Genomic DNA, 12,206 nt, shown 5'->3' with positions numbered 1-12,206 from the left:
AAGAATAGGGTGCACCACTGTTATCCCTCGTCACTATTGCGGAAGGGCTCATTCTTCTCAAATCAGGTGATGCTCAAAGCGCTGTCGAGAAGTGGCTGCGTTCACGGGCAATATCCCTTTCGTGCTCCCACGCCGAAGGCGTCGCCATTTCATCAGCTTGGCTAGCGTTTGCCGCTTATCAAGCTGAAGAAGTCGGAGCGATCGGTGAGCACATCCGAATCGCCCTGACGCATGGCGCGCCAGACTATCCACAAGCGATCTCAAGATTGTGCTTGACGATTGGACTATGCTTTCACTACTGTGGTGATTATGGGATGGCTCGGCAATACTACATGAAATGTCATAGCGCGACGACGCTTTGCGGTGATGAAGTCGAGTTGTCGGCACTTATCTACGACACTGCCGCGATGGCTATCCACGCTAGGCGCTGTGCTGAGTTCTTTGACAGGGAGTTCAACGAACCAACTTCGGGGATTTCGATTAAGTTGGAGTCAGTCGTGAGCTATGAAGAACTGGTCGGAGTTCGTAGCCTGCCATCACTCTCGCCGATACTACTTGCCCATGAGAGCGTTCTCGAACGTCGATGGGCTGATGCGATTGAGTTAATTGATCAAAATCTGGCGAGATCCGAATCAGACGGATACACTCGTCTTGTGCCAGGATTACTGGCCGACCGAGCATTATGTCAAGCGATGCTGGGGCAGGTGAACGCCGCTGACGCCGACATTGAAGCGAGCCTGCAAGCACTGAACTCAGCGGATACTCACCGCGACGACTTAGCGTTGCTCTTCTCGCGATTGAGTCAGGTTCACAGGCTCCGTGAGAACTCTCTCAAAGCAACCGAATTCGCAGAGCGAGCAATTGCCGCCTGGAGTGAAGTGAATGCCTTCAAGAAGCACCTGATGGCCGTGGTACTCGAATCAGTCAAGGAGTTGGCAGAAGCAAATTCTGGCTCCTTTCAGGCCACCGAAGAACTCCGAGGGAGAAATGATCCAGACTGAAACATCGACCAAAGATGGACTACTTCTTAATGGCGTAGTTCTGCCCCCCCCGACTCGCAATCTTCCTCGCCCCGAGCCGATTTCCCCAAGCCGCGCTCTCGTTCAGGCTCATGCCGGACACCAACCCCGACAGCAGCCCGGAGCGAAACGCGTCCCCACATCCCGTCGGATCCACGATCTGCTCGGCCTTCTCGCCCGGCACGTGCGTGCGCCGGCCCTGCTCCCACACCTCGCAGCCATCCGCACCCAGAGTCACTACCACGCCCTTGAGGTGCGACTTCGACAGTGATTCGATCGTGAGCCCCGTGCGGTCGCACAGCATCTTGGCCTCGTAGTCGTTCACCGCCACCCAGGTGGCCTTGGCGATGAAGTCTTTCAGCTCCTCGCCGTTGAACATCGGCAGGCCCTGGCCCGGGTCGAAGATGAAGGGGATGCCGGCCTCGGACAGTTGAGTTGCGTGCTGCAGCATCGCGTCGCGGCCGTCGGGCGCGATGATGGCCAGCTCGATGTCCTTGCGCTTGGGCACCGCGGTCAGGTGCGCGTGCTGCATCGCTCCCGGGTGGAAGGCGGTGATCTGGTTGTTGTCGGTGTCGGTGATGATGATCGCCTGCGCCGTGTAGCTGTCCTCGATCACCCGCACGTACTCGGTGCTCGCGCCCCAGCCGCGGATGCGCTCGAGGTAGCCCTGGCCGTCGTTGCCGAGCGCGGCCATCACCAGCGGCTCGCCGCCGAGCTGCGCCAGCGAGTAGGCGATGTTGCCCGCGCAGCCGCCGAACTCACGCCGCAGCGTGGGCACCAGGAACGAGACGTTCAGGATGTGCACCTGCTCCGGCAGGATCTGCTCGGAGAACCGGCCCGGAAAGGTGGTGATGGTGTCGAAGGCGAGCGAGCCGCAGACGAGAACTGACATGGAGACTCCGCAGGTGGTGAATTTGAGGGTAGGGGGCTGCGACGCCAGCCGCGATCAGGGGTAGAAGATCTCGACTGTGTAGCCGGTCACACGCAGGGTGCCGGTGGAGAGTGTGGCCTGCAGCGTGGCTTCGGCGCCCGCGCCGATCTCGGCGGAGCGGGCTCGCAAGTCTTGCGGGCTGAGCGCACGCCGTGCCTGCAGTTCGCCGTTGGCGTCGGTCAGCGTCAGTTCCACCCAGGGCATGGCGGCCACGGTGGGCGCGCGGTTGCGCAGCACCACGTTGAGCCGGAAGGCGTCGCCGCTGGCCGCCTTGGCCAGTGCCGTGCTCTCCACGATGATGTCTTCCAGCCGCCGTGGCGGCTGGATCGTGCAGCCCGACCATTGGCACCAGGCATGCAGTGCGGGCGCGGCGCCGGGCAGCCGCGCCGCCACAGCGTCGCGGAACTGATGGGCGGCCTGGCCGATGAGCAGCGCGGCCAGCACCAGCGCGCCCAGCCACAAGGCCCTGCGCCTGCCCGGAGACTGCCAGCGCGCCTCGCGCTCCGCTTCGCGAACGAAGGCCGGTGCGTCGTCCGGGTCGGCGGCCGGGGCCATGCGCTTCGCGGGGGGCGAGCCCTCCAGGGCCGGCAGCAGCGCATCGTCGGGCACGTCGGTATCGAAGCGGGCGTCGGCGAAGTCGGGCCCCTTGCCGCGATCGGAGCCGCCCAGGCCGGTCAGCGCGCCGAAGCCGGTGCGGCGTGTGGTGCCGAACAGCTGCTCATCGATCTTGTCGACCAGGTGCGGATCGGGTTCCTCCTCGCGCTCTTCCTCGAAGGGGGAGGGGGCCGGGGTCATCTGCTTGGATTCAGACCACTCCGGCGGCGAGTCGCGATCGAGGTCGAACAGGCCCTCGAGCGCGTTGAAGACCTCGTTGCAGCGCCCGCATCGCACCCAGCCTTCGGACACCTTGAGCTGGTCCTGCACCACGCGGAAGACGGTTCCGCAGGAGGTGCATCGTGTGGCCAGGCTCATGCCGGGATCATGCCATTTCGCCCGTCATCAGCACCCAGCCATCGTCGCGGTCGGCAACGTCGAGCGTGAGCCACGGCGCATAGGCGGCCTTCAGCTCATCGGTCTGCCGCTCGAGGATGCCGGCCAGCACCAGGTGGCCGCCCGGCGCTACGTGGCCGCTGAGCAGCGGCGCCAGCAGCTTCAGCGGCGTGGCCAGGATGTTCGCGTAGACCAGCGGGTAGCGCCCCGACGCCAGATCCGGCAGGCCGGCATTCAAGCTGACGCCGTTGGCCGCAGCGTTGGCGCGCGTCGATTCCACCGCGGCCGGGTCGATGTCGACGGCGTCGATGCGGGTGGCGCCGTGCAGCGCCGCGCCGATGGCGAGGATGCCCGAGCCGCAGCCGTAGTCGAGCACGCGGGTCCAGCGTGCTGCAAGAGCCGGCGCCTGCCGCGCCGTCCAGCGCAGGCACATGCGCGTGGTCGGGTGCGTGCCGGTGCCGAAGGCCAGGCCCGGGTCGAGGCGGATCACCCGTTGCGCGCCGGCCGGCACCTCGTGCCAGCTCGGCACGATCCAGAAGCCGTTCGAGATCTCCACCGGCGAGAACTGCGACTGCGTCAGCCGCACCCAGTCCTGCTCCTGCACGGGGCGCATGGCCACCAGGGCCACATCGCTCGCCCAGTCCTGGGCCAGCAGCAGCGTGGCGGCCTCGGTCGCGGTCTGCTCGTCGTCGAACAGCGCGACGATGCGCGAGCGCTGCCAGCCGCCCGACGGCGCGGGCAGGCCCGGCTCGCCGAACAACGCACGCTCGGCGTCGGTGTCGGCATCGGCGTCTTCCACCGAGGCGGATAAGGCGCCGAGCTCGTCGATCAGGGCATCGGTGACCGACTCGACGGCGCCTTCCGGCGCCAGCAGCAGCAGTTCGACCATGGCCGGCCGCGTCAGCGCCGGTGCTCGGCCATCCACCCTTCGAGGTAGTGGATGCTCGTGCCGCCTTCGATGAACTTCGCGTCCACCATCAGCTCGCGGTGCAGCGGGATGTTGGTCAGGATGCCCTCGACCACCGTCTCCGACAGCGCGATGCGCATGCGCGCCAGCGCCTGGTCGCGCGTGTCGCCGTGCACGATGATCTTGCCGATCATCGAGTCGTAGTTGGGCGGCACGAAGTAGTTCGTGTACGCGTGCGAGTCGACGCGCACGCCGGGGCCGCCGGGCGGGTGCCACATCGTGATGCGGCCGGGCGAGGGCGTGAACTTGTACGGATCCTCGGCGTTGACGCGGCACTCGATGGCGTGGCCGCGCATCTGGATGTTGCGCTGGGAGAAGGGCAGCTTCTCGCCGGCCGCCACGCGGATCTGCATCTGCACGATGTCGATGCCGGTCACGAGTTCGGTCACCGGGTGCTCCACCTGCACGCGGGTGTTCATCTCGATGAAGTAGAACTCGCCGTCCTGGTAGAGGAACTCGAAGGTGCCGGCGCCGCGGTAGCCGATCTTCTTGCAGGCGGCGGCGCAGCGGTCGCCGATGCGCTCGATCACGCGGCGCGGAATGCCCGGCGCCGGCGCCTCCTCGATGATCTTCTGGTGGCGCCGCTGCATCGAGCAGTCACGCTCGCCGAGCCACACCGCGTTCTTGTGCTGGTCGGCCAGCACCTGGATCTCGATGTGGCGCGGCCGCTCGAGAAACTTCTCCATGTACACCGCCGGGTTGCCGAAGGCCGCGCCGGCCTCGCCGCGGGTGGTCTGCACGGCGTGGATCAGCGCCGCCTCGGTGTGCACCACTCGCATGCCGCGCCCGCCGCCGCCGCCGGCCGCCTTGATGATCACCGGGTAGCCGATGCTGCGGGCGATGCGGATGATCTCCTTCGGATCGTCGGGCAGGGCCCCCTCCGACCCCGGCACGCAGGGCACGCCCGACTTGATCATCGCCTGCTTGGCCGAGACCTTGTCGCCCATCAGGCGGATGGATTCCGGCGTCGGCCCGATGAAGGTGAAGCCGCTGCGCTCCACACGCTCGGCGAAATCGGCGTTCTCGGACAGGAAACCGTAGCCCGGGTGGATGGCCTCGGCGTCGGTCACCTCGGCGGTGGAGATGATCGCCGGCATGTTCAGGTAGCTCTGCGCGGACGGCGCCGGGCCGATGCACACCGCCTCGTCGGCGAGCTTGACGTACTTGGCGTCGCGGTCGGCCTCGGAGTAGACGACCACCGACTTGATGCCCATCTCGCGACAGGCGCGCTGGATCCGCAGGGCGATTTCGCCTCGATTGGCGATCAGGATCTTCTTGAACATCGAGTGCGGCTCACTCGATGATGAACAGCGGCTGGCCGAACTCGACCGCCTGGCCGTTCTCGCACAGGATCTTGATGATCTTGCCGGCCTTGTCGGACTCGATCTCGTTCATGATCTTCATCGCCTCGATGATGCAGACGGGCTCGCCTTCCTTGACCTCGCTGCCCACTTCGACGAACGGCTTGCCGCCCGGGCTGGACGAACGGTAGAAGGTGCCGACCATCGGCGACTTGACGACGTGGCCGGTTTCGACGGGCGCTGCGGCAGCGGGTGCAGCGGCGGCCACCGCCGGCGCCGCGGCGATGGGTGCTGCCACCACCGGCGCGGCGACGGGTGCGACGCTGGCGGCCGGCACCATGGCCACGCCGGCCGGATCGGCCTTGACGATGCGGACCTTGCCGTCGGCCTCGGTGATTTCCAGTTCCGAGATGTTCGATTCCGACACCAGGTCGATCAGTGTCTTGAGCTTGCGAAGGTCCATGCTCTCTCCAACGGTGATTCGAGGTCTGAGGCCTCTCGTGTGGCCGTGCCGCCGGCAAACTGCGCCGATCGGCGCTCAACTCAAGGCATCTGCTGCGCCACGGCGATCCAGTGACGGCCTGGTTGCTCTCTGGCTCTGGTCGCCGACGGCGATTTGCTTGTGCCTGATTTCGTGCGCGAAGGCCGCGACTTTACGCGCTTTGGCGCAACTTGAGCGCAATTGACAAGAGGCGGCTTTAGTGCTTGAGAACTGCGACCTGGATCACGAGATCGCGCCCTTCCAGGCGGCGATGTCGGGTGGCTTCAGCTCGCCGAGGTGCCGGGTGTGCACGTTCCCGGCCCGATCCAGCACCACCGTGAAAGGCAATCCCCCCTGATCGTTGCCGAGCGAGCGGCCGAACTCCACCCCTTCCAGCCCGGCCAGCCCGACCGGCATGGACAACGGCCGCTTGAGCAGGAACTCCCGCACCGGCGTCGGGCTGTCGATGGCCAGGGCCACCACCGTCCAGCCGGACGGATTCTGCTCGCGGTGGAAGCGGTCGAGAAGCGGCAACTCGGTGACGCAAGGCGGGCACCAGGTGGCCCAGAAGTTCAGGACCAGCGGCTTGCCTCGAAAGTCAGCAAGCGCAAACTCCCCTCCCTCCGGCCGTTCGAATCGGCTCTCCCAGAAGCCTGGCGGCAGCGGATTCTCCTGAGGTCGCAGCCGCCACCACGCGACACCGGCGCCGGTGGCCGCGGCCACCGCGCCGACGGCGGCCCCGAGCAAGAGCGGCCGGCGCTTCATGAGGCGGCCATCAGGCGGCGCAGTGCCACCAGGTCACCGCAGGTGCTCAGGCCACGGGCATCGGGCCTGAGCGCGCCGCGCAGGTCGTCGTGGTCGAGCACCGTCAGGTGCACCGTCACCGTGTCGTCCAGTTCACGGCTGGGGCTGGAGACGGTCAGCACGTCCACGCTCTCGCCGCGCGGGCCGGGCCGGCTGCCCACGTCGTAAGGCACACCGAGGTCGATCAGGAAGATCTCGGCCTGCTTGGAGTCGTCGCAATAGAGCTGAAGGTGCACGGTCGACAGTCGCGTGGCCGTTCCCCGCCACACCGCGCCGGCCAGGTGCGGCCGCAGCGGCGCGAGTCGCTCCATCCACTGCGCGGCCACGGCACGCAGCGCCCGCAGTTCCGCGGGCTGAGTGTCGGCGCAGAACAGCTGCAGGTAGGCGCGCACCTCGTCTTCCACCGCCTCGTTGGCCGGCATCTCGGCCGGGCGCACGCTGTGCCGGCCGAGCACCTTGGCCGCCTTGCGCTTGGCCGGGCCGTACTCCATGCCTTCCTCCACCACCAGTCGCGCAGCGGCGGCGGCGATCTCTTCGGTCAGGGTCGGGGCCATCGGCTCATTCTAGGCAGGCCCCCAAGACCGGGCTCAGGGCGGGTCGATCGCGCCCATCCGCGCGGCGATGGTGGCCGCGCGGCCGGCCACGTAGGCGGAGTTCGGCCGCTTCTCGAAGCGCTTCGGTGCCGGCAGCATCACCGCCAGCCGGGCCGACTGCATGACGCCGAGAGACTGCGCGCCGGTGCGAAAGTAGTGCCGCGCCGCGGCTTCCGCGCCGAACAGGCCTTCGCCCCATTCGACGCTGTTCAGGTAGATCTCCAGGATGCGCTGCTTGGAAAGCAACGCCTCCAGCATCATCGTGATCACGAACTCCTGCCCCTTGCGGGCGAGGCTGCGCTCGCTGCCGAGGAACAGGTTCTTGGCCAGCTGCTGGGTGATGGTGGAGCCGCCCACCACCTTCGCCGGCCGGGGCGCGGCCGGCGCCTTGCCGGCCGGCAGCTTCGCGGCGCGCCGCTCGTTCTGGGCCGCCAGGCGCTCGGCCAGCGCCTCGGCGCGCTGGTTGCGCTCCCAGGCCCTCTCGATGGCGTCCCAGTCGACGCCGCTGTGCTCGGCGAACTCGGCATCCTCGGAGGCGATCACCGCGCGCTTGAGGTGCGGCGAGATGCGCTCGTAATCCACCCACTCCTGCGCCCACAGGATCTGTTGCTTCTCGACCAGCAGCCGCCAGGCTTCGGAACGCTGGAAGCTCGTGGATTGCGGATCGACCACGATCATCAGCGCCACGCGGGCGAGGAAGTAGAGCTGCAGCGCCATCACCGACAGCAGCATCAGCGTGAAGAGGCGCGCCGCGGCGCGCAGCACCGCGCGCATCAGGGCGCCTTGGCGGCCAGCCGCGCGCGCAGGGCCGCGAGCACCGGCGCCGTAGCGGGCCGCACGCCGCGCCAGAGGAAGAAAGCCTCGGCTGCCTGCTCGACCAGCATGCCCAGGCCGTCGCGGCCGAGCGCGCCGTGGGCTTCGGCCCAGGCGAGGAAGCCCTGCGCGGCCGGCCCGTACATCATGTCCAGCGCCAACGCGCCGGGCGCCAGCACGCGGGCATCGACCGGGATCTCCGCCCCCTGCAGGCTGGAGGCGGTGGCGTTGATCACCACGTCGAAACCAGCGCCGGCCTCGGCGGGCGTGCAGGCCGAGAGCGCCACGTCGCAGGCCAGGGCGAGATGACGCGCCACCAGCGACTCGGCCTTGGCCCGCGTGCGGTTGGCCACCACCAGCGCGGCCGGCCGCGCCTGCAGCAGCGGCCCGAGCGTGCCGGCGGCGGCACCGCCCGCGCCGAGCAGCAGCACGCGGCGCCCGGCCAGGCTCAGGCCGGCATTGCGCTCGATGTCGCGCACCAGGCCGATGCCGTCGGTGTTGTCGGCGAGCCAGCCGCCGGCCTCGTCGGCATCGAAGCGCAGCGTGTTGGCAGCCTGCGCGAGTTCGGCCCGCGGCGTGCGCCGCGCGGCGAGTTCGAAGGCCTCGAACTTGAACGGCACGGTGACGTTGCAGCCGCGCACTGTGCCGGCCGAGCGGTCGGCCGCGAAGGCGCGTACCGTGGCGGCGAAACCGTCCAGCGGGCACAGCAGGCGCCCATAGGCTATCGATTGCCCGGTCTGCCGCGCGAACTCGGCATGGATGAAGGGCGACTGGCTGTGCTCGACGGGATGGCCGGCCACCGCGTAGCGGTCGGGGAGGGCGTCGGTCATTGGGCGCTGAGGGTGGTCGACAGGCCTTCTTCGCGGGTGAACTTGAATCGCGAGGTGATCACGAGCTGGTCGGCCTTGCGCCGCATCGCCGCGCTGAACGGGCCGAACGGCGCCGCCGCCTTGACGATGGCCACCGCGCGCCGGTCGAGGATCGGCGTGCCCGAAGGCCGCACCACCTCGGTGTCGATCACGCGGCCTTCGGCATCGACCGTCACGTTCATCACCAGCTCGCCGTAAAGCTTGCGGCCCTGGTACTCGGGGAAGTTGCGCGTGCCGCGCTCCTCGATCTTGCGGCGCAGCCGGTCGTAGTAGAGCGCGTAGACCTCCTCGCGGGTGGCCGGGCTGATGTAGCGCTTCTTCGGCCGCGCGTTCTCTTCGTTGATGCGCTTCTCGATCTCGGCGAGCAGCTCGATCAGGCGGCGACGCTTCTCCTCCAGCGCACGTTCCTGCGGGGAGCCCTGGTCGCGTTGCGGGTCGGGAGGCGGCAGCAGCGCGAGCTCGCGGCGCATCTGCGCCAGCAGCTGCTGCTGTGTCTCCTGCAACTGCTCGACCTGTCGCCGGGCGTCCTCGGTCGAGTCGCCGAGCTCGATGGTGGCCGCAGGCGGCAGCGGCGAGGTGGCGCGGCCGCGCTCGGCCTCGCCGCCGCCCTGCAGGTTGGCCTGGGCGATCGCGGCGGCAACCGACGGCGCCTCGCCCGAGCGCGAGTTGACGAGGATGACCTCCAGCGGCGTGTCCTGGAACACCCGGTTGAAGCCCTCCGGGTCGACGAAGCGGACCCCCAGCAGCGCTGCATGCACCGCGACCGAGAACGCCAGCGCGATCTGCAGGGTCGAGAGCTTGCGCAGCCGCCGCAATGCCATGTCAGCCTGCCGTCGTGGGGCTGCCCGTCTCGGCCGGCGTGTCGCCGTCGGCCGCAACGTCGATGGCCAGCGTCAGCGGCCCGGCGCTCTCGGGGGCGTCTTCGGCCTCGGTCTCGTCGACCGGTGCATCGTCGGCCGTTGTGGCCGGGTCGTCGATGCGGCTGAGCAGGCTGGCGTGCACGTCGAGCGTGAGCAGGTCGGTGCCGGTCACCTTCACGCGCACGCGAGCGCCGCGCGGCAGGCTCTCGGCGCCGAGGGCGCGGAACACCAGCGGCAGCGTGTCGGCGCGCACCAAGCCATCCTTCATCACTGCGGCGTCGAGTTCGGCCAAGCCGTTCTGCTCGAGGTAGCGAAGCGTCCAGTAGCGCTCGATGGCCGACTGGAAGCCGTTGTACTCCGCGTAGGCCGCGTCGAAGGCCGAGATGACCGAGAACAGCGCCGCGTCCTTGGGCTTGAACGGCGCGGCCAGCGCTGCCGTGCGGCCGTGGCGCGCGCAGGCAATGATCTGCCACTGGTTGACCAGGTCGACGTAGCGGCGCAGCGGCGAGGTCGCCCAGGTGTACTGCGCCACGCCCATGCCGGCGTGCGGCGCCGGCTTCACGCCCATGCGCACCTTCACGCCCGGCGCCAGGCTCGCCTGGCTGCGGTAGATGCCGGGCACGCCACATTCGGCGATCCAGCCGCCCCAGGTGCTGTTGGCCAGAATCATCGCCTCGGCGACGATCAGGTCCAGCGGCGCGCCGCGCTGCCGCGTGCTGATCTGCACGCGCTCGGTGCCCTGCGGCTCGCGGCCTTCGTTGCCTTCGAGGCGGAAGGTGTAGTCGGGCCGGTTGAAGGTCTCCGGCTTGCCGCGCACCACCTCGCGCTGCGCCTTCAGGTGGCGGGCGAGGCGGAAAGCGAAGGCCAGTTCCACGGCATGTTCGTACGCTGCCGGCGCGTCGCCGGTGAGCGAGGCCTCGGTGATGACGGCGTCGAGCTTGTCATGACGCAGGTTGGAGACGATCTGCACGCGCTCGAGCCGGGTTTCGCTGGCCTTCACCTCGAGCGTGGCCTCGTCGAGCGTGACGTACAGCGACACCGCCGGGCAGGCCTGGCCAGCCGTCAGCGTGTAGGCCTGCACCACCTCGTCGGGCAGCATGGTCAGCTTCCAGCCGGGCATGTAGACGGTGGACAGCCGCTCGCGCGCCAGCTTGTCGAGCGCCGAGTCGGCCGCGATCGCCAGCCCCGGCGCGGCGATGTGGATGCCGAACACCACCGTGCCCGAGCCGAGGCCCTGCACCGAAAGCGCGTCGTCGATCTCGGTGGTGTGCGAGTCGTCGATCGAGAAGGCCTGCGCCGGCGACAAGGGCAGCTCCTCCTTGACCGGCGGCGCGGCCACGGCCGGGAAGCCGGTGCCCTTGGGGAAGTTGTCGAACAGGAAGCGCCGCCAGTGGAACTGGTAGGGCGAGTCGATCGCGCCGGCGGCCTTGAGCAGTTCCAGCGGCGGCTTCTGCGAACGCCGCGCGGCCTCGACCACGGCCTTGTACTCGGCGGCGTTCTTGTCCGGCTTGAAGAGGATCCTGTAGAGCTGCTCGCGCACCGGCGCCGGGCACTGGCCCTGCAGGATCTCGCCGGCCCAGGCCTCGATCTGCGCCTGCAGCGCCTTCTTGCGCTCGATGCCGAGCAGCGCGGCCTTGACCGTCTCTTCCGGCGCCTTGCGGAAATTGCCCTTGCCGAGGCGGCGGAAGTAGTGCGGCGCCTCGAACAGGCGGAACAGCGCCGCGGCCTGCTTCTCGACGCCGGCGCCGGCCTCGAAGTAATCGCGCGCCAGGTCGGCGAAGCCGAACTCCTGCTCGGGGGCGAACTCCCAGGCGAGGTCGAGGTCGATGTCGCGCGCGAGCGTCTGCGCCGAGGCGATCAGCTCGGCGGGCTGCGGCTTGTCGAACTTCAACAGCACGTTGGCCGACTTCACCTTCACGCGCTTGCCCGACTCCAGCTCGATCTGCATCGAGCTCTCGGCTTCGGTCATCACGCGGCCGGCGTGGAACTTCCCGGCGTCTTCGAACAGGGCATACATGGAAGGCGGGATTGTCGCCTGAAGCCGGCCGCCCTCAGTAGCTTCGCCCTTTGCGGTACTGGGCATGGGCGCGGGGAGACAGTGTCGTGGTTCGCGAAATCGCCGCGAACGAGGCGCCGGCATGGGCGTGACAGATCGCCAGCCCGAGCGCGTCGGCCGCGTCCTTGCCCGGCTCGCCGGGCAGGGCCAGCAGCCGCGCGACCATGGCCTGCACCTGCTCCTTGCGCGCCTGGCCGTGGCCGACCACCGCCTTCTTCATCTGCAACGCGGTGTATTCGGACACCGCCAGGTCGGTGGACACCAGCGCCGCCAGCGCCGCGCCGCGCGCCTGCCCCAGCAGCAGCGTCGACTGCGGGTTGACGTTGACGAAGACGATCTCCATCGAGGCGCAGTCGGGCCGGTAGCGCGCCGTGACCTCGCGCACGCCCTCGAAGATGATCTTCAGCCGCCCGGGCAGGTCGCCGGTGGCCGCCGCATCGGTCTTGATGGTGCCGCTGGCCACGTAGTGCAGCTTCGCACCTTCGGTCTCGATGACGCCGAAGCCGGTGGTGCGCAGGCCGG

Annotated in this window: 13 protein-coding genes; 1 reads left to right on the top strand and 12 read right to left on the bottom strand. The window is 68.6% G+C overall.

Annotated elements, in window-relative coordinates; all coding sequences use genetic code 11:
- The first annotated feature begins 497 nt into the window (after positions 1 to 497).
- Entirely contained in the window at positions 498 to 1,001 is a 504-nt protein-coding gene (locus tag AB7U92_RS10950; RefSeq protein WP_428576238.1) for a hypothetical protein, read from the top strand.
- A gap of 19 nt (positions 1,002 to 1,020) precedes the next feature.
- Here the strand turns inward: AB7U92_RS10950 and AB7U92_RS10945 are convergent, their stop codons facing one another.
- From AB7U92_RS10945 to ruvC, 12 genes are all read right to left on the bottom strand, one after another.
- Positions 1,021 to 1,911: a carbohydrate kinase family protein gene (locus tag AB7U92_RS10945; protein ID WP_428576236.1), complete on the bottom strand. Its 891-nt coding sequence runs from the start codon at positions 1,909 to 1,911 to the stop codon at positions 1,021 to 1,023.
- A 54-nt stretch (positions 1,912 to 1,965) separates the two neighbouring features.
- Positions 1,966 to 2,922: a zinc-ribbon and DUF3426 domain-containing protein gene (locus AB7U92_RS10940; protein ID WP_428576235.1), complete on the bottom strand. Its 957-nt coding sequence runs from the start codon at positions 2,920 to 2,922 to the stop codon at positions 1,966 to 1,968.
- A 7-nt stretch (positions 2,923 to 2,929) separates the two neighbouring features.
- Positions 2,930 to 3,829 (bottom strand): 50S ribosomal protein L11 methyltransferase, encoded by a 900-nt coding sequence (prmA, locus tag AB7U92_RS10935; protein WP_428576233.1) that lies wholly within the window; start codon positions 3,827 to 3,829, stop codon positions 2,930 to 2,932.
- A gap of 11 nt (positions 3,830 to 3,840) precedes the next feature.
- Complete coding sequence (gene accC, locus AB7U92_RS10930; RefSeq protein ID WP_428576231.1) at positions 3,841 to 5,190, bottom strand: acetyl-CoA carboxylase biotin carboxylase subunit; 1,350 nt, start codon at positions 5,188 to 5,190, stop codon at positions 3,841 to 3,843.
- Between the two features lie 10 nt (positions 5,191 to 5,200).
- On the bottom strand, positions 5,201 to 5,671 hold the full coding sequence (gene accB / locus AB7U92_RS10925) for an acetyl-CoA carboxylase biotin carboxyl carrier protein (protein WP_428576229.1): 471 nt from the start codon (positions 5,669 to 5,671) through the stop codon (positions 5,201 to 5,203).
- Between the two features lie 261 nt (positions 5,672 to 5,932).
- Positions 5,933 to 6,454, bottom strand: coding sequence for a TlpA family protein disulfide reductase (locus AB7U92_RS10920; protein WP_428576227.1), 522 nt, complete (start codon positions 6,452 to 6,454; stop codon positions 5,933 to 5,935).
- On the bottom strand, positions 6,451 to 7,047 hold the full coding sequence (locus AB7U92_RS10915) for a hypothetical protein (protein ID WP_428576226.1): 597 nt from the start codon (positions 7,045 to 7,047) through the stop codon (positions 6,451 to 6,453). Before AB7U92_RS10915 ends, AB7U92_RS10920 begins: the two co-directional genes overlap by 4 nt.
- A gap of 33 nt (positions 7,048 to 7,080) precedes the next feature.
- Positions 7,081 to 7,860: a transglycosylase domain-containing protein gene (locus tag AB7U92_RS10910; RefSeq protein ID WP_428576225.1), complete on the bottom strand. Its 780-nt coding sequence runs from the start codon at positions 7,858 to 7,860 to the stop codon at positions 7,081 to 7,083.
- Positions 7,860 to 8,729: a shikimate dehydrogenase gene (aroE, locus tag AB7U92_RS10905; protein WP_428576223.1), complete on the bottom strand. Its 870-nt coding sequence runs from the start codon at positions 8,727 to 8,729 to the stop codon at positions 7,860 to 7,862. The genes AB7U92_RS10910 and aroE overlap by 1 nt, the downstream gene beginning before the upstream one ends.
- Complete coding sequence (locus tag AB7U92_RS10900) at positions 8,726 to 9,589, bottom strand: energy transducer TonB (RefSeq protein ID WP_428576222.1); 864 nt, start codon at positions 9,587 to 9,589, stop codon at positions 8,726 to 8,728. Before AB7U92_RS10900 ends, aroE begins: the two co-directional genes overlap by 4 nt.
- Before the next feature lies 1 nt (position 9,590).
- Positions 9,591 to 11,645 carry a ribonuclease catalytic domain-containing protein gene (locus AB7U92_RS10895; RefSeq protein ID WP_428576221.1) on the bottom strand — a complete coding sequence of 685 codons (2,055 nt, stop codon included), beginning with the start codon at positions 11,643 to 11,645 and terminating at the stop codon, positions 9,591 to 9,593.
- 34 nt (positions 11,646 to 11,679) lie between these two features.
- A partial coding sequence (gene ruvC / locus AB7U92_RS10890; protein ID WP_428576219.1) for a crossover junction endodeoxyribonuclease RuvC occupies positions 11,680 to 12,206 on the bottom strand: 527 nt, incomplete at its 5' end.

Origin of the sequence: Piscinibacter sp., from assembly GCF_050175855.1 — a bacterium.
In the GTDB taxonomy this organism is placed as follows: Bacteria; Pseudomonadota; Gammaproteobacteria; order Burkholderiales; family Burkholderiaceae_C; genus Piscinibacter.
Note: the sequence above shows the minus strand (reverse complement) of the source record. Positions and strands in the feature narration are given on the sequence as shown.